The following is a 19,140-nucleotide window of genomic DNA, read 5'->3' as shown; positions in this document are numbered from 1 at the left end:
TGGGTCATGATGGAAATTTCGCCAAGGAAAATCGCTCAGGTTGCGATGATGGGGCGCGAGTTGGGTCGCGCCGAGGGCGAATTGCGCGCCTTCATCGACCGAATGAGCGAGGACGAACAGGCCGAACTGGTGGCTGTCATGTGGGTCGGGCGCGAAAGCTTTTTCGCCGAAGATCTGCCTGAGGCCATCGCAACCGCCAAGTCCGAGGCTTCGACCCCTTGCGCAGACTACCTGATCGGTACGCCGCACCTGTCGGATCACCTTGAGAACGGCTTGGATGCACTGGGCATCTCGGCTGAGGATGTGGAAAACGACCTGATGTAAGTGCACCGGCTATGTGCAACAGGTGCAGCCCGCAAATTGCAAACCATTCGCTGAATACCCGGTTTTCGGATAACATGATCAGGAAACCCGAAAGCACGCATTCAGGCTGGGGTGCTATTAGACGGAGCGTGATCCATGTGGCGCGTCTTGCAAATGTTTGCGGTACTCGCGCTTTGCGTGGGCTTCCATTCCCGCCCGGCCCACGCCTGCGGCGTCTGCGTTGAGCTTCCGGAATATTCTCTGGCGGACCGAATCCTTTCGGCGCGTGTGATCGTGCTGGCGGCACCATCGCCAGACAACCCTTTCAGGTTCACCCCCGTTTCGGTTTTGAAAGGCACGCCGGAACAGGTTGAGGCTTTGCCCGAAATTCCTTTCCTGGTCGACAGTGTCATGCGATCCGCCTTTCGCGCGAAACCGGGCAGAACGGTTTTGATGGTCTACGGGGCGGGGTATCAGGACAAGGCCGGTCGCAGCCTGCCCAGTGGTTGGACCAAAGGGTTCTTGATGACACCGGATCGGGCCGATTTCCTTCATACGCTGCGTGCCGAGGGGCAGGACTGGGCCAGTGGCGCGCCGGATCGCGCGGCGCAGGTTGCCTTTTTTAGTGCCTATCTCTCACATGACGATCGCCTGTTGCGCAACACGGCGCTGATCGAAATCCACCGCGCGCCCTATTGGCTTTTGACCCACCTGACCGATACCGTGCCAACCGCACAATTGTTGCAGGACCTGCGCAATCCCAATCGCCTCGCCTACGCACCGGCACTTATCAGATTGTTGGGTCTTCAGTCGGACCCAAAGGCCAAAGAACGCGTAAGGCTTGGTTATCAAAGCGCGCTCCGCAGTGGAGGCCTCAACCTGTACGACTGGGGTTTGGCCGGTATCGCAGTGGATGGTGATCAGGCAATACTTGAAATTGAAAAGTCGCTGGAGCGGTCTGAGCGCACCGCCGACGAAAAGCGATTCCTGATCCGCAGTCTGGCCGATGGCGGAACGACCTATCCCAAGTTGCGACCCCTGATCCTGGATGTGTTTAGGCATCATTTGGACAAAGACAGCACTGTTGCGATCTGGATTGCCCTGGCTGTCCGACCATGGGGCACCAACGCACTGAACCCCAACTTTGAGGCTATCATGGCTCAAAATGATCTGGACCCGGCGACGCTGTTTCTAATGCGAGCGGCAATCGAAGCTGACGAACCGGGTTAACGTCGCGGTGGCGCTCCTCATAGTTCCAAATCGCTTTCGGTAACAGATGAGGCAGCGCTTTCGCCAAGCAAATGCACCCTAGCAGCATCAGCGCAATCGATTTCAGAAAAATATCGCGCTCGATCAAAATCGTCTTGTATCTGGTCGACATGCAAGGATATACCCGCCAGCGGAGACGTGGCCGAGTGGTCGAAGGCGCTCCCCTGCTAAGGGAGTAGGCCCGGAAGGGTCTCGAGGGTTCGAATCCCTTCGTCTCCGCCACCCACCATTTTCATTCACTTGTGTTCGATGCTGTTTAGCCCCTTATGGGGCTGTTTTTGTTGATTAATCTGCATTCGTTGTTGCTATTGGGCTTTCTTCGATTAGACTGATTTCTGTTCATTGCGTGGTAGGAATTGTGGTACTTTATGACTGCTCTTAGTGGAAAGCTGACGAAGAATCTGGTGCGGACCTTGGGTCCCGGTCGTCACGGCGATGGAAGCGGGTTGTACCTTGTTGTTGATCCATCTGGCGCTCGGCGTTGGATTGTTCGGGTGACAGTGAAGGGGCAGCGCAACCGCGAAGGCAAGCCATTGCGCACAGACTTCGGCCTGGGCGGCGCTGATGTTGTGACGTTGAATGAAGCGCGCGACCGCGCATTGGAATATCGTCGGCTAGCAAAGCAAGGCATCAACCCGCGGTACAACGGACGTCAGGAAATCCCTTGCTTTGAAGAAATCGCGCGGCAAGTCCACATCGAGCGCTTGCCGACCTGGAAGAACCCTAAGCACGGCCAGCAATGGATCAATACACTGGCCGAATATGCGTTTCCCAAGATTGGTCGCTTGCCCGTCTCTGAGGTTGGACAGCCCGAAATTTTGCAAGTCCTGTTGCCGGTTTGGACAGATAAACACGAAACAGCCAAGCGCCTTGCACAGCGAATCAAAGCAGTTTTGGACGTCGCAAAATCGAAGGGGTTCCGAGACGGTGAGAACCCGGTGACGACGATCCGTGATGCACGGGTGTTGCCGCAGGTCAAACAGAAGGTCCAACACCACAAAGCGATGCACTGGAAGGACGTGCCCGCATTCTATGCGGATGTGGCAAAGAAAGATGCAATGGCGGCCAAAGCGCTGATGTTCACCTGCCTTACCGCTAGCCGCACAAGTGAAGTGCTGAAAGCTCGATGGGAGGAGTTCGACTTGGAGGAGCTTCTATGGACGATCCCAGCCGAGCGAATGAAAGCGGACAAGGAGCACCGCATTCCTCTAACAGAACAGATGTTGGCAATCATTGAGCCACTTCAGGCTCTGCGCTCAGAGGTGGTTTTCGAAGGTCAGAAGCGTCACCGACCAATGTCAAACATGGCAATGCTAATGCTTCTTCGCCGCATGAAAGTTGATGGCATCACTGTCCACGGATTCCGATCGGCTTTTCGCGATTGGGCTGCAGAGCAGCCGGGATTCAGTCGGGAACTAGCTGAAATGAGCTTGGCGCACCAGATAGGTTCAGAGGTCGAGCGCGCATACGCTCGCTCGGACCTAATCCAGCATAGAAGAAAACTGATGTCTGCTTGGAATCTGTTTGTTTCTGGTGCGCAATGAAGGCAGCAAAAGTATACGTGGCTAAGACCAAGAACCTATCTTTCGTAAATGAAGAGGTGGCATCTTGGCTGGCGATTGAGGCGCTTGTGATATCGGTTGGGTCAGGGAAAAAATTCTATGACCTATATAACGGTCTATTGGGACAGTTGTACTTTGACTGGCTGAGGTCACACCATCACGTTCTGTCGACGTCGGATAGGGCTGCGGCGCTAACAAACGTAGTGCAATTCGACCGACCGCGACTTTATGCAAATGAAGTAATGGAGCGTGTCGAAGACGTTTTCTCTGAGGCAGTCGGTCCCTTGGGAAGAGCCGTCTCACTTATTTGGAAAGATGGCAGAACAAAATCTGCGGCGCTCGCCGAACAGGCAGCTTATGGGTCGTTTCTGCACCGCAGTGACGACCCTGATCACACAAAGAAATGGCCAAAATCCTTAAGCGATGTGAGCGTCCGTACATTGGAGCGAAAATGGTCGCAATATCAATGTGTTTTGCCGCACGTGATGATGATTTACCTCAGACAACTAGCGATCCAAAATGATGAAGAAGCACCACTAGCCTCGGATCTTCCTGCCATCGAAAACGAGCTTTCGAGAAAGCTCATATCCGAAGCGAAGACGCGTAAACCTAACCTTGAGCCATGGATTGAGCTGAGGTTCTGCTAGTTTCCGCCAATCCACTGTCGCTATCAATAACTGCACGGAAATGAATGGTCATCGGTATCAACGTTTCACTACGAGGACCGATAAATGCCACATGAAGTTTTTGAAAGCGAGAGGCTCTATGACGATGCCGATACCGAACTGGACCTTATCGCGCCAAAAGCAAAACGGGCTCAATGGCGGCATCGAAGAGTTGGGCCTAGCTTTCTGAAATTTGGGCGCAGGGTAAAGTATCACGGTGCTGATCTAAACGAATGGATCAACCGCAACCGGATCACGACGACTACGTCTCATGTCTGAGCCGTTGCCCTTCTGCAAAATAAAGTTGCAGTACCTTCTGGAGATGGTCTCTGATCATCAGCTAAACGACAATGCTCTGCGTGTTGCGCTCTATCTTTCACTGGCCCACGCGGATCATAAGACTGGTGAAAGTCACCCTTCTTTTGAGACTATCGGTGCTGCCATCGGCAAACATGCGAAGTCTGTAAAACGGGCCGTAAACGGCTTGGAAGAGGCGGGCTATATGACCGTGGTACGCGGGACCAACAAAGGAAACTCATCGCGCTACCGTCCTACAGAAGCCGCAATCATGAGAGCTACAAGTCGCCGCAAAGAAGGGGACAAAATTGTACTGCTTAACCGTACTAAAGGGGGGCAAAACCGTCTGCGAAGCAGGACAGTTTCGTCCAGTGAAGGGGGACAGGATCGCCCCCCGAATAGAGAACAAGAACTAAAAAGAGAACTTGGGAGCACTTGCGCTCAGGATTTGCCCAAAGCGAGGCAGAACGGTCCATACTTAGTCTTTGTCCCCGGTGGCGGAGGGCGGCTTGAAAGAGACTGGGATGATTGCCTTCGCCGCCACGGCATCCGCGCGCTCAGTCGCTGCTTGCCAGAGGTGCGCTGCGAAGAAGGGCGGCGAGGCTATATGTTGCCCGCACTTGGTCCGGCACCAAAAGATAGCGAGCTGCTGAGGGAACAGATTGAGATAGTCGAGAGTCTAGTCGACATCCACGCTGCAGAGCGGAGGCAAAGTGATGTCGCGTGAGCAAAGAGCAAGGCGACCCAATTCTAGGTCTGCGACCTGCGAACCGGGACCTTGCGAGGGGCGGCGAGCCTCCCCTTCGAACCCCAACCAGACCACGCTGGGCGCGGTCTCCTCAGAGAAGCAAGAAGCGGTGTTCTTTTATTGCTCCTCCGATGAAAAGGCGCTGATCAGACAGGCGGCGGCGGATCGCGGGCTGTCGATGTCTGCCATGCTTCGTCAGCTTGCCACCGGCGTTGCACAGAAGCGGCGCAAACCTGCGCCCCATGTCGATCCGGCGCTTATTCTGGCTGTGTCCCGCTACGGCGGGAACCTCAACCAGATTTCGCGTTGGCTTAATACCGCAGCCCGCGCGGGCTCAGCCAGAGAGGTTGATGCCCTGCGTGTGGCAGCGGCCTTGGTGGGCATCGAGCGGCGGTTGGCGGAAATTGTTGCTCAGCACAGGAGACCGTCCTGATGCTGATCAAATTTTTCCCCAACGGCAAAGGCAGAGGCGTGGGTCCTGTCCAGTATTTGACCGCCCGCACGGTGCTTGCCTATGACGACAACCGCGACCTGGTCCGCGATGCCTCGGGGCGGCCCATGTCCGTGACCCGCGAGCCCTTGCCAGAAATCGTTCGCGGCGATCCCCAGGGCATGATCGACCTAATCGGTGCCTGCCCGCACAAATGGACCTACCGCGCCGGCGTTGTAAGCTTCGCTCGCGAAGACGCCCCGACCGAAGAACAGCAGCAGGAGGTGATCAATCGTTTCGAGGAGATCGCTTTCGCCAGCCTTGATGTCGATCGTTACGCCTGCCTTTGGGTGCGACACACTCACGAAGATCGTGTTGAGCTGCATTTCTGCACACCGCGTATGGAGTTGCACAGCGGGCGCAGTCTCAACATCGCTCCGCCCGGCTATGAGCGTGCCTTTGACAGTCTGCGCGACCTGATGAACAAGGCCCACGGCTGGGCCGATCCCATGGATGTGGAGCGAGCGGCCGAGGTCAAGTCGGTGTCGGAGGCCCCGGACCGCGCCGCCGGTCGCGACGGGCTCCATATCTGGATTAGCGACCAGATTTCTATGGGCCTGATCAACGATCGAGCGGAGATGATTGCCGTTCTGACAGATGCGGGCTTCGAGGTGCCGCGTACGGGAAAAAACTATCTGACCGTCAAAGACCCCGACACCGAAGAGCGGTTTCGGCTGAAAGGAGAGATTTTTCATGAAGACTGGCGTGCCGAAACAACGTCTGAGCGAGAAACTGAACGAAGATATGGAGCGGATCAGAACAGAGAACGCCGCCTTGATAGATTCTCAATTGAAGAGCTTCAGGAGCGATTTGAAAGCCACTGCCGAAAGCGCGCTGGCTATAATCAAGACAGATACGGAAGGGTATCTTCTGCGGGTGAGGAAGCACCTTCTGAGGCAGAACGCGAAAAAAGCACACTCGGAAGCGAGGGCGATGATCTGGCCGGTGTTGGTGGCCTGTTGCCTGATGATCAGTTCGTCGACGGCCACGTGGTCGGTGTTGACCTGGTTGACGCCATCGATGGCGTCGATGGGTGTCAGGAAAATCGAACGAACAGAGGCGATCTATTTGATCCCCTTAAACGACAATGCGGTGCTGACCAGATGTACGCTCGCAGGTCAAACCGTGAATTGTCTGATGATCAGCAAGGACTGAACAATGGATGGTCTGACACCGCTAGAACGCGAATTGCTGAGCTACGTCGAGCGGTTGACGGAAGCCTCCGAGGCATCAGCGAGGGAATTGGTCACCTTAGGGAAGGATCTCGGAGAGGAAGTGGATTGTTTGCGCAACTCCGTGATCGCGTTGCTCAGATCACAGATCTCATTGGTCGAAGCCTTAAACGGTTGGATGCAGGAAGCCTCAGGCACGGAGCAGACGTCGCCGAAACTGAAAGACAGCATGGAGCACGTACAGAGGGCCCAGAAACAACTTACGACACGTTGAGCTACCAAAATGGCGATGAAACTCATGGACTTCGCCACTGATCAGCAAGGAACAGGGAACACGCGACATGGTGCAGGGAACAAAGAACACGGCACCTTCAACAGGCAACAGGAAACAGGCAACAGGAAACAGGAAACAGGAAACAGGAAACAGGAAACAGGAAACAGGAAACAGGAAACGCTGCGGAACCTATATCGCCCGGTCAACATCCAACGCAGGAGTAGCTATATGATTTTGAAAATTTTTCTGATTGGTTTTGTTGGTGCGGCATCGACCGCCTTTGCTGAAGTCCCGCAGCCCCAGGTCAATCAAGAGGACCTTACTGTTGATCGCTTCGGTTGTCAGATCTTGCAGCGGCCGGAACATCTGACGTTTACCACATTCCGAGATGCATGGCGTTCAATTGCCGCTGACAAACTCTATGATATCCATCGCTATGGCACGTCGTTGAAAGATCAGAGCTGCGATTGCGCAACCTTGCGACCGGATTGGTCTGTCATCGAGGATGATTATCAATCTCTGGGGTTCGCTGCGGGGGAATCCAGCACCTATAACGAATGGGTGGATATCGACTATTTTCCGGTAATCTCAGGTCTTCGCGATGCTGTGCAAAATCTTTGCGGGGGGATTGAGTGATGGGGATTGTAAGTTTCATTGTAGATGCAGCCGACCAAGGCCTCGAAACAGTAGCTGCCTCTCAGTTTGCAGCTGTAGCAGGAGGCCTCGGAACGGCAATCGTCATCGCCGCCACGTTCGCCATGATTATGTTGTTCATCAATTTGGCTCTGCAGATCAGGCCGATGGTCGCCAGCGAAGTCTATCCACTTCTGTTCAAGATTGCGCTGATCAACGCTTTTGCCTTCAATTGGGTGAATTTCAACTATGTCAGTGGCCAAATCTTTGATGGGCTTGATAACGTCGCTGGCATGCTCATCGGGTCGATAACCGGCGATAGTGGCTCAGGTGCTGGGTATTTCGCCGATCGTTTCGATCAGATGATTGATGATCTTGCCGACTATGCCAATGAAATCGGGTCGAACCTAAATTGGATGACTGGAGCAGTTTTGAGCGTGGTTCTTACTGTACTGCTTTCAGTTCTTGGTGGCGCGGCGGCGCTCGTGCTCGTGCTGGCCAAAATGGTGGTGACATTGCTGATCGGCATCGCCCCAGCGATGATAATGATGTCACTGTTCAGAACTACTCACGACTACTTCCAGCGCTGGTTGGCGGCGCTCGTCAGTTGGTCGTTCTATCCCGTTGTTATAGCCGGTGTTTTTTCGGTGATATTCGGCCTTATGCGCGTGATGCAGAGCGCGTTGGGTGGGGCTGGCAATACAACCAACATCGGTGCAGCCATTCCTTTTCTTGCGCTGATTTCACTGTCGCTGGCGATGATCTGGTTTATCCCGACGATTGTTCGAACCCTTTCGGGTGACATTAACGCCGGTATCGCCGGGTCGTTTACGGCAGGCATGGGGCAACGTATGACGCGACCGCCACAAAGCGGTATTCGGCCAAACTCAGATGTTATCCAACGAAATATGCAGCGAGGGAGTTCACCTACCAGTGATGCGACGCCGCGAACATCAGATCCGCAAAGCACAGGAACAGGCGCTAAGCTGCTGCGGATTAAAGAACGGGCCGATCGACTCCGGAACTAACCAGCGGCCACAATCCGGAAAACCTGTTGTGTGTTGCCATCGTGGAAAGTAGGCATTCGATAAACCGCAAACGACACGGCCGAGGAAAAAAATTCGGTTTTTCGGCGCGCATATTTCGGCCTGCGGGCAATCAAAGTGGAGATGAAATTGGAAACCATTGGCCAAAGCCTCATCCGAGGTGCAAATGAAGCCTTGTCGATTGCCAAGGGGGAAATGATGCCCGCGGTCGCATGGTTTATTGAACCTGAATGTGCTGTCTCAAGCACTAAGGTCCAAAACGTGCCAGCGGATATATATCGTGATGAGGAAGAGAAATGAGCCTCATGAGCTGATCGCCAAAATCTGCGCCTAACGCTTGATGGAACGTAATTTCTTCATTTTCATCTTCCCTCATACATCCTCGGGGGAGCGACGCAAGACGCGGGGGCAGACAGCCCCAAGACAACTCAGGACTAAGAAGCTTTGAGCTGGTTATAGTCATCGATTGAAATCAAAACATACTTCCGTTTATCCAAGTCGACGAAATGAACAGGCTCCCTGTTCGCAATGGCCAATACGTCATCTGTAAGCCGTCGCAGAAAACAGGCTGAGATTGGGGTGGCGCTGGACGAAGGGTTGAAACCGACCTTCAGCGCTATCATTTGGCGCACCAGATCTTCGGCAGAGATACCAAAGTCTGTAGCCATTTCGCAAAGGCTATCGTACAGCTCGTCCGGCAGATCAAAGGTAATATCGGGCAATTGTCGTCCGCCATTTCGATGTCAATGTCATTGTGGGCGGCACACTGCATACTTGCAACAAGCAATTCAAATCACGTCTCAAAAGACTAAGAAGGCGCCGTATGACGCGCCACGTTATTGACATTGTAGGGGTAAGGAGTTTTGGCTTCCTTCCCCCTGAAGCAAAATGGACAGAGCCGTGTCCTCGCTGCGCTGTGGGCCGCACCACCCCTGTCAATTTTACTTCACCCCCATCCTCTCACGCTCGCCGCTAGGCAGGGGTAAGCGGGCGCTTACCCGTACAAATTCTTAACTGTGCGATGGAAGAGCGCTCTGTGTTTCAAACTGGAGTGAAGACTATGCCAAGACAAAAAAAGCTAGAAGCAGGAGCCATCGCACGCATTATTGATGCGGACACACGTGAGCATGTGGGCTGGCTTTACGAGTGGAACACTGGGGAACAAGCGCCTCTCTGGAAGGATATGCGCCGGGAGAACGTAATTTACGAGTTAGCGGATCCATGATTTCAGCCGCACATGAATGCTGACAGCAAGCCGCTAAGGCCAAGTTTCTAACGCGATAGTGGTCTCGGTGTGGCGGCTTTGCCCACGAGTTGAGATTGTAGACATCCCTAGGGTTTGGCGTTCCACTTCCATTCAAGTTCATCTGACCTTTTTCAGTTTTATTCCCTTTGCTTGCACTCTAAAGTTGCGGCGTAATTTAGGGCAAATGAACTTGAACGAAATTAACCAAAATCCTGAGCAAATTGCTCGTGACAGGATCGATGAGCTGCTTCGGTCATCCGGGTGGGTGATTCAAAACAAGGCCGAACTGAACCCTACGGCAGCAATGGGTGTTGCTGTTCGCGAGTACCAAACTGACATCGGGCCCGCTGACTACGTCCTGTTTGTTAACGGTACTGCAGTTGGGGTTTTGGAAGCAAAGCCTGAAGAGTGGGGGCAGAAGCTTACAACGGTCGAAGAGCAATCCGGCGGATACGCCACAGCTCAACTAAAGTGGATCAACAATCCGGATCCGTTGCCGTTCATCTACGAGAGCACTGGTGCGATTACTCGGTTCACCGATGGTCGGGACCCTAAGCCAAGGTCACGTGAAGTTTTTTCGTTTCACCGTCCTGAAACGTTGGCCGGTTGGATCAACCAGCCGCAGTCGCTCAGGTCAGCGCTGAGAGACTTGCCTAAGCTCAATGAGGAAGGGCTGCGAGACTGCCAGATCAACGCCATTAATAAGCTCGAAGAGTCTTTGAAAGACAATCGGCCACGAGCGCTGATCCAGATGGCCACTGGGTCAGGCAAAACTTTTACCGCGATTACGGAAATCTACCGTTTGCTAAAGCACGCGGATGCCAAACGAGTGCTGTTCCTGGTCGATACGAAAAACCTAGGCGAGCAAGCTGAGCAAGAGTTCATGTCTTTCGTCCCGAGTGACGATACTAGAAAGTTCACCGAGCTTTACAACGTGCAGCGTCTCAAGTCGCAACATGTTGCTGGCGATAGCCAGGTTTGCATCTCAACTATTCAACGTATGTATGCGATCCTAAAGGATGAGGAGCTGCCAGAAGGCGCTGAAGACGAAAACCCAGCTGAACAATGGAAGCGGAAACGTGAGCCACTTCCTGTGGTTTATAGCGATAAGATCCCGCCTGAGTATTTCGACTTCATCGTCATCGATGAAGCACACCGCTCGATCTATAACTTATGGCGCCAGGTCATTGAGTATTTTGATGCTTTCCTGATTGGTCTCACGGCCACGCCCGATGATCGCACCTTCGGGTTTTTCCAGAAGAATGTTGTGAGCGAATATACACACGAAGATGCCGTTGCCGATGGCGTGAACGTCGGCAACGAAATCTACGTGATCGAGACCGAAGTTACCCAGAAGGGAGCAAAACTGGTTGCGAGGCAGCAAGTCGAGCGCCGCGAGAAGCTGTCCAGAAAGAAACGGTGGGAACAACAAGACGAGGATGAAGCATATTCGGCCAAGCAGCTCGACCGCTCAGTCGTGAATGCGGACCAAATCCGGACAGTCATCAGGGCTTTCAAAGACAATCTGCCCAACATCTTTCCTGGTCGGAACGAAGTTCCGAAGACCCTTATTTTTGCTAAAACCGATAGCCACGCGGATGATATCATTCAAACCGTCCGCCAGGAGTTTGGCGAAGGCAATGAGTTCTGCAAAAAGATCACAAGCAAGACTGACGGCGATCCGAAATCCGTTCTCGCGGCCTTCCGCAACGATTACTATCCGCGTATCGCTGTGACCGTCGACATGATCGCAACCGGTACGGACGTGAAGCCGCTCGAATGTCTCTTGTTCATGCGGGACGTGAAATCGAAAAACTACTTTGAACAAATGAAAGGACGCGGCACCCGTGTGGTGAAAGCTGACGATCTAAAAAAGGTCACGCCATCAGCCCGCGCAAAAAGTCACTACGTGATCGTCGATGCGATCGGCGTGACGAAGTCGGTGAAAACGGCAAGCCAGCCATTGGACACTAAGCCTTCCGTTCCTCTCAAAGACCTCGCTATGGGTGTCATGATGGGCGCGGCACGGGATGAAGCATCAGTCACGTCCCTTGCTGGCCGCCTTTCGCGGATCGATAGGCAAATTGATGATCAGCAACGCACGCAGGTAGAGGCTGCCGCGGGTCGTTCCTTGCGCTCAGTGATTAAGGGCCTGTTTGATGCCATCGACGCGGATGATGTCTTGGCTGATGCCAAGGCGGCAACGGGCCAGGATGAGCCTGACGAGGCCGCTCAGGACACCGCGCGGGCCAAGCGTGTGGGTGAAGCAGCCAAGATGTTGAACGGCACACTCATCAATACGCTCGAAACCATTCGACGCGATCTGGAACAGACCGTAGACCATGAAAACCTTGACCATGTGACCAAGGCGGAATGGGCGGGCGACACGGATGAGAACGCGAAAGCGCTCAGTCAGGATTTTGAGGCCTACCTCAATGATAACCGCGATCGGCTTGAGGCCCTGACAATTTTCTTTAACCAGCCAGCACGCCGATCAGAAATCACATTCGCCATGATCCGCGTTGTATTGGAGGCATTGCGGGCCGATGCCCCGCGCTTGGCCCCACTCAATGTGTGGCGGGCCTACGCGCATCTGGACGTGGTGCAAGGAGCCGCACCCGAGAAAGAGCTGGAAGCCCTGGTTGCTCTGATCCGCCGTGTTGTTGGGCTGGATGACAAGCTGACGCCTCATGCGGATCGCGTTCGCAAGAATTTCCAGAACTGGGTTCTGAAGCGCCACGCTGGCAAGGGGGCCAAGTTTGACGAGGAGCAAATGACTTGGCTGCGGATGATCCGTGATCATTTGTCCAGCAGCTTCCATATCGAACGAGATGATCTGGACTTTGCCCCTTTCGACGGGCAAGGCGGGCTAGGCCGGATGTATCAACTGTTCGGTGAAGAAATGGAGCCACTGATGGCTGAGATGAATGAGGCTGTGGCGGGATGAGTGAGTTGCCGAGTGGGTGGGCTGATGCGCCGCTTTCCCAAATCGTCGAGATTAATCCAGTAGCCGACAAGAAATCCATACCACTGGATGCTGACGTGAACTTTGTTCCGATGCCCGCAGTAGAAGCGGAAACCGGAGCAATTGATGTTTCGGAGACTCGTCGCTTCGCCAAAGTCAAAACGGGCTATACGCCCTTTGAAGCCAACGACGTCCTGTTCGCCAAAATTACGCCGTGTATGGAAAATGGCAAAATGGCTGTGGTGCCAGAGCTTCCATGCAGTTTAGGCTTTGGCTCCACTGAATTTCACGTCTTGCGAAGCCCGGAAGGGGTGGTGCCAAAGTTTGTGTACTATCGCGTTTCGTCACTTGGTTTCCGCTACGATGCGGAACACAATATGACTGGCGCTGTAGGCCAAAAGCGCGTCCCTGAACCTTATCTCTCAAACTTTCATTTCTTACTCCCTCCCACCAACGAACAACGTCGCATCGTGGAGAAGATCGAGCAGCTTTTTGACTTTCTGGACAAGGGGGAGGAGAGTTTGCGGGCGGCGCGGGACAAGGCGGGCCTGTATCGGCAATCCCTGCTCAAACACGCCTTCGAGGGCCACCTGACCGCCGACTGGCGCGCCGCCAACCCCGACAAACTCGAAGACCCCGAAACCCTTTTGGCCCGCATCCAGGAAGAACGCGACGCCCGCTACAAACAATCCCTCGACGACTGGCAGGATGCTTTGGTCAAATGGCGCGTGGACGGTGAGGAAGCGAAGAAGCCCGCGAAACCGAAACGTCAGAAAGCCCTCCTCGCGCTCGATGAAGAGGATGACGAAGAACTCCCATTGATCCCTGAGAAATGGGCGTACACCAATCTATCAAACCTTGGCGATCTTGGTCGAGGAAAGTCCAAGCACAGGCCACGCAATGACAAAGCCTTGTTCGGCGGGAAGTACCCGTTCATTCAAACTGGAGAGGTCAAAGCAGCTTCACGCGTCATCCGTGAATATAAGCAGACCTATTCAGAGACGGGCCTTGCGCAAAGCAAGCTTTGGCCAAAGGGGACGCTTTGCATCACTATTGCAGCGAATATCGCTGAGACAGCCTTTCTTGGCATCGATGCTTGTTTTCCTGACAGCGTTGTTGGTTTTTCCTCTTTTGAAGACCTCGTTTCACCGTACTACGTTGAGCTTTTCATTCAGGCAGTTCGGCAACGGGTCGAGGCCTACGCGCCAGCAACGGCTCAAAAAAATATCAACTTAACAACTTTGGAAGAGCTTATTATTCCACTCTGTTCGCCCGCCGAACAAGCGGAAATCGTCAACCGTCTCGAAGCTAAGCTCTCTTTCCTCGACGCACTTGAGGCCGACATCGACAATCAACTCGCCCGCTCCCGCGCGTTACGCCAATCGATACTCAAACGCGCCTTTGAGGGCAAACTCGTCCCCCAAGACCCAACAGATGAACCCGCCTCAGCCCTCCTCGCTCGCATTAAATCCGAACGGGATGCAGCCCCGAAGCCTAAGCGAAAACGAAAGACGCCCGCATGACGCCGCAAGGACGCTCAATCGAACTCTTTTTCCATGATGGCGATCCCGATGGGATGACGACGGCAACAATCCCATTTCAGTGGACAGGGCATGTCTTGGTCACAAACCGAACACAGGTTTTCGATGCACTTAAGGAACCGGAAGCGTCTCAGCCAGGCATCTACTTTCTGGTCGGCGAAACCGAAAACGGCCTGACGCTCTACGTGGGAGAGACGGACGAGATCCGCGCGAGGATCAATCAGCACATCAAGGATGCGTCCAAAGACTGGTGGGAGCGGGCAATCTTTGTGACGGCACAAGGCGAGCCACTCAACAAAGCGCATGCCCGTTATCTTGAAAGCCGGATCTATGGGCTGGCGTCGCGGATCTCAAAGGTCGCTCTGGCAAACAATAAGGCTCCTACTGAAAGCCCGCTCAGCAAAGCGGCACTTGCTCATATGGAGGACTTTCTGCGGAATTTGCGCCTCGTACTTCCGGCATTGCGGTTTGATTTTCTGACAGAGCAGACCAAGCCGAAGGTGCCGGTGGCCAAGGCTGACGACGAGCCTGAAACAGTCTACTTTGTCCTTTCATCCAAAGGTGTGACAGCCCGAGCGCGCCAAGAAGGCGGTGACTTTGTTGTTGAAGAAGGATCCGGTGCCCGCAGCAAATGGGTTGGTTCGACCACGAAGGATTCCACTTATGGCCGGCTCTATGAATCGCTCGTCGCCCAAGGGGTGATTGGAGAAAAAGACGGGGCGCGGCAATTCCTGAAAAGCTATGCCTTCAACAGCGTAAGCGCAGCTGCGTCTGTTGTGACAGGACGACCCGCAGCAGGCCCCAGTGCCTGGCTGCTAGAGAGTGATCAGACGAAAAAATACGGTGACTACGAGGTTGAGAAAGCTTCGCAGACCGAAGAAGAGGCAGCGATATGAATACGGCCCCCATTGTTTCAAAAGTGTGGAGCTTCTGCACAACCCTACGCGATGACGGCGTCGGATATGGTGATTATCTTGAGCAGCTGACTTATCTGATTTTCCTTAAGATGGCGGACGAGTACGCCAAGCCGCCGCATAGTCGGAGCGTCGGAGTACCGGAAGGATATGACTGGGCTTCGCTTAAGGCAAAGCGCGGCGCAGAGCTTGAGGTTCACTACGTCGATCTACTTCGGTCGCTTGGCACTAAGTCGGGGATGTTGGGGCAGATTTTCACGAAGGCGCAGAACAAGATTCAGGATCCGGCGAAGCTCTATCGGTTAATCGACATGGTGGATGGTGTCGATTGGGTGATGCTGGGCGCAGACGTTAAGGGCGATGTGTACGAAGGGCTTTTGGAGAAGAACGCCGAAGATACGAAATCTGGTGCAGGCCAGTACTTTACGCCTCGTTCCCTGATTTCAGCAATGGTGGAATGCCTGTCGCCGGAACCGGGCAAGACAATCGCGGATCCAGCTTGCGGAACCGGTGGCTTTTTTCTTGCTGCATACGACTATCTTAATGACCCAAAACGCGGTGCTCTGGACCGAGATCAGAAGGCGTTCCTTAAACACGATACTTTTTTCGGGAATGAGATCGTCGCCAATACGCGCCGGATGTGCCTGATGAACATGATGCTGCACAATATCGGCGAGATTGATGGTGACAGCCTTGTATCGCCCAACGATGCGTTGGTGACCGCTTCAACTCAGACCTTTGACTACGTCCTAGCGAACCCGCCGTTTGGCAAGAAAAGCTCAATGAGCTTCACCAATGACGAGGGCGAGCAGGAAACGGATGATCTGACCTACAATCGTCAAGATTTCTGGGCGACTACATCGAACAAGCAGCTGAACTTTGTCCAACACATACGGTCGATGCTCAAGAGTACCGGTCGCGCAGCTGTGGTGGTGCCAGACAATGTGCTGTTCGAGGGCGGCGCGGGTGAGACGGTGCGGCGCAAGTTGCTGCAATCCACCGATCTGCACACCATTTTACGCCTGCCAACAGGTATCTTTTATGCGCAAGGCGTGAAGGCGAATGTCCTGTTCTTCGACAACAAACCGGCGAGCCCGGATGCCCAGACAAAAGAGGTCTGGTTCTACGACTACCGCACGAACGTGCATCACACGTTGAAGAAAAAGCCGATGACCTATGCCCATCTGTCGGACTTCGTGGCGTGTTTCAAAGCTGGCGAGATGCACGGACGGGCCGAATCTTGGTCTAAGGAAACGCCAGACGGGCGCTGGCGGAAGTACCCGCTGAAAGAGCTTCTCGACAGAGACAAGGCCAGCCTCGATGTGTTCTGGCTTAAGGACAAGAGCTTGACGGACATGGACAACTTGCCCGCGCCGGATGTCCTTGCGGAAGAGATTATTGATGAGTTGCAGGCAGGGCTGGAGAGCTTCCGAAACGTTCGAGCGGAACTGATGGAGGACGTTTGAAATGGGTTTCAATACCGCACTGGAATGTGAGACATGAGATTTCACGTTCTCCCGGCACGAAGTGGGCCGCCATCATCAGGATGTAACGAAGTTTACCTCATAATTGATCATTGGAACGATTACTCGTTTGTCACAAGCTTTGGTGTTTTCGCCTTCGATGAAAACGGTGTTAAACACGAGCTATCGAGTGTGAGGATTGGCTTCTTTGGTCAGACCAAGGAAGTAGCGACTTACGAAAAACTAGGTGACAGTTTTGACTCTCTCGATGAGACCTTTTTCTCACTTGGCATGGATGTCGACTACTACAAGAACCTTTTCTCCAACTTTTCTGAAAATTGGAGGGCCGGCTTCTTGACCGGTATTCGAGATGTTGTTTGGGATCAGACACTGTTGGAAGCTGCGAAAAACGAAAGTGTTTTTGACATCTCTCATCTACGTTCGATCTCAATAAGTAAAGTACGGGACCAGTTCGCCAGTGTGCTGAGGGGCGATGTGCTCCTAACAGATTTCAAGTTTGGCTTCTGCCTTCCTCCTGCGGAAAAGTTCGCGGGCTTCGACCTCAAGTTCAGCGTTAGGGCAAGTTCTACGCCCAGTACAAACATGCATGCGGTGATAGGTCGAAACGGCGTCGGTAAGACGACCCTGTTGAACTCTATGGTCAAGGCGATTGCTGACGAAGTGGAAACTGATGCACATTTTTACACATCAGGTCCGTTCGGCAACTTATCAAAAGATAACGGCTATTTCCCAAGCCTGGTGTCAGTCGCATTCAGCGCGTTCGACCCGTTTGATCTGCCGGAAGACGGAGACCACACCCCATATACCTACATTGGGCTGACGGACTACGCGGGCGACGATGGCGCTATCATTAAGTCAAAGGATGCCATTTTCGAAGAATTCGCTGAAGGCCTTGCATTTTGCTTAGACGATGACTTGAGAAGAAACCGCTGGGTTCAGGCCATTGAAACTCTCCAAAGCGACGAGAATTTTGCCGATATGCAACTATCTTCGCTGACTGACTTGCGGGGTGATGAACTGAGGAACCGGGCGCTTTTCTTGATCGGGAAGATGAGCTCTGGTCACGCAGTTGTACTCCTTACGATGACCCTCTTGGTTGCCAAAGTGGAAGAGAAGACACTTGTGCTCTTTGACGAACCGGAAAGCCATCTCCATCCGCCTTTGCTCTCTGCCTTAATGCGAAGCCTCAGCCAGCTACTTCATATGCGAAATGCGGTTGCGATTATTGCGACCCATTCGCCGGTTGTATTGCAGGAAATTCCCCGATCATGCGTTTGGAAGGTTTTTCGCAGCAAGCTTGCTTCCGAGAAAAAACGTCCCGATTCAGAAACTTTTGGTGAAAACGTCGGTGTGTTGACACGGGATGTCTTTGGCCTTGAGGTCACCCGATCTGGTTTCCATACCGTACTATCCGATTTGGTTGGCCGCGGCGGTAGCTATGAGGAAATTGTCGCTGAGCTAGGTGATAGTCTAGGTAATGAGGCAAGAGGAATTCTCAGAGCGATGATTATCAATCGCGATGAGGAGCCCTTCGACGAATGAAGAGGCTAGACTTACCGGCATACGAGTCGGCGGCTTTGTATGATTCTAGTGTAGCTGGCCTAGCAGATGAAGCACTTCGAGCGAAATTCGAAGAAAATCGACCGACGGTAGTCGAAGCGTTCCACTTGTTTGATGAAAATTCGCAAACAAAAACTTGGTGCAACCTTCCAAGGGCTGCTCACGGACATCCGGATGCAATCGTTGTTGGTACGCTTTCTAAAGGGGAGTTGGTGGCTCTGTATGATGAAGGCGTTGTTAAGTCGCGTGGAGAACCAAGAAGGATCTATGATCAGATCAAGGTTTCTGCCCGCGATGAATGTCCATATTGCGGTGGAATTGGCGAGATGGGCGAGGTAGGTGAACTTGGAACAGCCGACCATTTTCTGCCGAAAGCCTACTTTCCCACCTATTCTGTGATGCCGGTCAACTTGGTGCCCGCATGCCAAGTTTGCAATAAAGGTATGGGTGCAAGCTTTCCGACCGACGAACATTTGCAACCATTGCATCCATATTTGGACGAAGATCACTTCTTTACCACAAAGTGGTTGTTTGCTTCTGTTCGCCCCGGCGACCCGTTGGCAGTTGACTATGCCGCGAACCCGCCTGCGGATTGGCCTGAGAAGGATAGGCTACGTGTCGCTGCTCATTTCGAAGCTTGTAAGTTGGGGTCGCGTTATCGATCTCGGGTATGGTCAGAGATTAGCCCGCTCATTTCGCAAAGGCGGTCCTCACTGAGCAGCTTGAGTCCGGATCAATTTAGAGAGCACCTTGCTGTGGCCGCAAATGAACCAGGGTTGCCAATCAATGGTTGGAAGAGGGTGCTCTATTCTGCGTTAGTAAGTTCGAACTGGTTTTGTGACGAAGAATTTGAGTGATACTGTTTCGCCGCATTGAAACCGTTCGGCATGGTAAATTTGCAAGATGGGGTGCGAAATGTGGTACAAAATAAAATCTTAGTTTTTTTAATGTTTATTAACAGTGGCTTATAG

At 53.3% G+C, this 19,140-nt stretch carries 18 protein-coding genes and 1 tRNA gene; 18 read left to right on the top strand and 1 reads right to left on the bottom strand.

The window, feature by feature from the left end; all coding sequences use genetic code 11:
* Positions 1–6 precede the first annotated feature (6 nt).
* The 12 genes from DS906_RS14625 to DS906_RS22225 all read left to right on the top strand — a co-directional run bounded on the left by DS906_RS14625 (position 7) and on the right by DS906_RS22225 (position 8,759).
* Positions 7–324, top strand: a complete 318-nt coding sequence (locus DS906_RS14625) for a DUF3775 domain-containing protein (RefSeq protein WP_058275224.1) — start codon at positions 7–9, stop codon at positions 322–324.
* Between the two features lie 153 nt (positions 325–477).
* Positions 478–1,533, top strand: a complete 1,056-nt coding sequence (locus tag DS906_RS14620; protein WP_233494808.1) for a hypothetical protein — start codon at positions 478–480, stop codon at positions 1,531–1,533.
* A gap of 171 nt (positions 1,534–1,704) precedes the next feature.
* Positions 1,705–1,794 (top strand) — tRNA-Ser (locus DS906_RS14615).
* A 146-nt stretch (positions 1,795–1,940) separates the two neighbouring features.
* Positions 1,941–3,116, top strand: coding sequence for an integrase arm-type DNA-binding domain-containing protein (locus DS906_RS14610; protein WP_113790876.1), 1,176 nt, complete (start codon positions 1,941–1,943; stop codon positions 3,114–3,116).
* Positions 3,113–3,781 carry a hypothetical protein gene (locus DS906_RS14605; RefSeq protein WP_113790875.1) on the top strand — a complete coding sequence of 223 codons (669 nt, stop codon included), beginning with the start codon at positions 3,113–3,115 and terminating at the stop codon, positions 3,779–3,781. The genes DS906_RS14610 and DS906_RS14605 overlap by 4 nt, the downstream gene beginning before the upstream one ends.
* 84 nt (positions 3,782–3,865) lie before the next feature.
* Complete coding sequence (locus tag DS906_RS14600; RefSeq protein WP_113790874.1) at positions 3,866–4,078, top strand: MerR family transcriptional regulator; 213 nt, start codon at positions 3,866–3,868, stop codon at positions 4,076–4,078.
* Positions 4,071–4,823 (top strand): helix-turn-helix domain-containing protein, encoded by a 753-nt coding sequence (locus tag DS906_RS14595; protein WP_113790873.1) that lies wholly within the window; start codon positions 4,071–4,073, stop codon positions 4,821–4,823. The genes DS906_RS14600 and DS906_RS14595 overlap by 8 nt, the downstream gene beginning before the upstream one ends.
* 130 nt (positions 4,824–4,953) lie before the next feature.
* The gene (locus DS906_RS14590) at positions 4,954–5,277 is read left to right on the top strand and encodes a ribbon-helix-helix protein, CopG family (RefSeq protein ID WP_113790872.1); all 324 of its coding nucleotides are present in this window, start codon (positions 4,954–4,956) and stop codon (positions 5,275–5,277) included.
* Complete coding sequence (locus tag DS906_RS14585; protein ID WP_113790871.1) at positions 5,277–6,821, top strand: relaxase/mobilization nuclease domain-containing protein; 1,545 nt, start codon at positions 5,277–5,279, stop codon at positions 6,819–6,821. The genes DS906_RS14590 and DS906_RS14585 overlap by 1 nt, the downstream gene beginning before the upstream one ends.
* Positions 6,790–7,416, top strand: coding sequence for a hypothetical protein (locus tag DS906_RS14580; protein ID WP_113790870.1), 627 nt, complete (start codon positions 6,790–6,792; stop codon positions 7,414–7,416). The genes DS906_RS14585 and DS906_RS14580 overlap by 32 nt, the downstream gene beginning before the upstream one ends.
* Positions 7,416–8,441, top strand: coding sequence for a type IV secretion system protein (locus tag DS906_RS14575; protein WP_113790869.1), 1,026 nt, complete (start codon positions 7,416–7,418; stop codon positions 8,439–8,441). Before DS906_RS14580 ends, DS906_RS14575 begins: the two co-directional genes overlap by 1 nt.
* A gap of 135 nt (positions 8,442–8,576) precedes the next feature.
* Positions 8,577–8,759 (top strand): hypothetical protein, encoded by a 183-nt coding sequence (locus DS906_RS22225; protein ID WP_233494807.1) that lies wholly within the window; start codon positions 8,577–8,579, stop codon positions 8,757–8,759.
* Between the two features lie 134 nt (positions 8,760–8,893).
* Here DS906_RS22225 and DS906_RS14570 read toward each other — a convergent pair whose 3' ends face one another.
* Positions 8,894–9,181: a hypothetical protein gene (locus DS906_RS14570; protein ID WP_113790868.1), complete on the bottom strand. Its 288-nt coding sequence runs from the start codon at positions 9,179–9,181 to the stop codon at positions 8,894–8,896.
* A gap of 561 nt (positions 9,182–9,742) precedes the next feature.
* On the opposite strand from DS906_RS14570, the gene DS906_RS14565 reads away from it, so the two are divergent.
* The 6 genes from DS906_RS14565 to DS906_RS22065 are packed head-to-tail and all read left to right on the top strand — an operon-like array spanning position 9,743 to position 19,026.
* Entirely contained in the window at positions 9,743–12,652 is a 2,910-nt protein-coding gene (locus DS906_RS14565) for a DEAD/DEAH box helicase family protein (protein ID WP_199528577.1), read from the top strand.
* Positions 12,649–14,193 carry a restriction endonuclease subunit S gene (locus tag DS906_RS14560; RefSeq protein WP_113790867.1) on the top strand — a complete coding sequence of 515 codons (1,545 nt, stop codon included), beginning with the start codon at positions 12,649–12,651 and terminating at the stop codon, positions 14,191–14,193. The genes DS906_RS14565 and DS906_RS14560 overlap by 4 nt, the downstream gene beginning before the upstream one ends.
* On the top strand, positions 14,190–15,107 hold the full coding sequence (locus tag DS906_RS14555; protein ID WP_113790866.1) for a GIY-YIG nuclease family protein: 918 nt from the start codon (positions 14,190–14,192) through the stop codon (positions 15,105–15,107). Before DS906_RS14560 ends, DS906_RS14555 begins: the two co-directional genes overlap by 4 nt.
* A complete protein-coding gene (locus tag DS906_RS14550; RefSeq protein WP_113790865.1) occupies positions 15,104–16,591 on the top strand; it encodes a class I SAM-dependent DNA methyltransferase in 1,488 nt (495 codons plus the stop codon). Before DS906_RS14555 ends, DS906_RS14550 begins: the two co-directional genes overlap by 4 nt.
* Positions 16,592–16,624: 33 nt before the next feature.
* On the top strand, positions 16,625–18,151 hold the full coding sequence (locus DS906_RS14545; RefSeq protein ID WP_113790864.1) for an AAA family ATPase: 1,527 nt from the start codon (positions 16,625–16,627) through the stop codon (positions 18,149–18,151).
* On the top strand, positions 18,148–19,026 hold the full coding sequence (locus DS906_RS22065; RefSeq protein WP_147235265.1) for an HNH endonuclease: 879 nt from the start codon (positions 18,148–18,150) through the stop codon (positions 19,024–19,026). The genes DS906_RS14545 and DS906_RS22065 overlap by 4 nt, the downstream gene beginning before the upstream one ends.
* Positions 19,027–19,140: the final 114 nt, after the last annotated feature.

Origin of the sequence: Ruegeria sp. A3M17, assembly GCF_003318255.1 — a bacterium.
In the GTDB taxonomy this organism is placed as follows: Bacteria; Pseudomonadota; Alphaproteobacteria; order Rhodobacterales; family Rhodobacteraceae; genus Ruegeria.
The sequence above is the reverse complement of the archived record's forward strand: the minus strand, read 5'-3'. Positions and strand labels throughout refer to the sequence as shown.

Coding starts and splice junctions, on each gene's coding strand:
- DS906_RS14550 (WP_113790865.1), top strand. CDS start 15,104: ATGAATACGGCCCCCATTGTTTCAAAAGTGTGGAGCTTCTGCACAACC.
- DS906_RS14585 (WP_113790871.1), top strand. CDS start 5,277: ATGCTGATCAAATTTTTCCCCAACGGCAAAGGCAGAGGCGTGGGTCCT.
- DS906_RS14575 (WP_113790869.1), top strand. CDS start 7,416: ATGGGGATTGTAAGTTTCATTGTAGATGCAGCCGACCAAGGCCTCGAA.
- DS906_RS14620 (WP_233494808.1), top strand. CDS start 478: ATGTTTGCGGTACTCGCGCTTTGCGTGGGCTTCCATTCCCGCCCGGCC.
- DS906_RS14555 (WP_113790866.1), top strand. CDS start 14,190: ATGACGCCGCAAGGACGCTCAATCGAACTCTTTTTCCATGATGGCGAT.
- DS906_RS14545 (WP_113790864.1), top strand. CDS start 16,625: ATGAGATTTCACGTTCTCCCGGCACGAAGTGGGCCGCCATCATCAGGA.
- DS906_RS22065 (WP_147235265.1), top strand. CDS start 18,148: ATGAAGAGGCTAGACTTACCGGCATACGAGTCGGCGGCTTTGTATGAT.
- DS906_RS14610 (WP_113790876.1), top strand. CDS start 1,941: ATGACTGCTCTTAGTGGAAAGCTGACGAAGAATCTGGTGCGGACCTTG.
- DS906_RS14625 (WP_058275224.1), top strand. CDS start 7: ATGATGGAAATTTCGCCAAGGAAAATCGCTCAGGTTGCGATGATGGGG.
- DS906_RS14605 (WP_113790875.1), top strand. CDS start 3,113: ATGAAGGCAGCAAAAGTATACGTGGCTAAGACCAAGAACCTATCTTTC.
- DS906_RS14600 (WP_113790874.1), top strand. CDS start 3,866: ATGCCACATGAAGTTTTTGAAAGCGAGAGGCTCTATGACGATGCCGAT.
- DS906_RS14595 (WP_113790873.1), top strand. CDS start 4,071: ATGTCTGAGCCGTTGCCCTTCTGCAAAATAAAGTTGCAGTACCTTCTG.
- DS906_RS14560 (WP_113790867.1), top strand. CDS start 12,649: ATGAGTGAGTTGCCGAGTGGGTGGGCTGATGCGCCGCTTTCCCAAATC.
- DS906_RS14580 (WP_113790870.1), top strand. CDS start 6,790: ATGGCGATGAAACTCATGGACTTCGCCACTGATCAGCAAGGAACAGGG.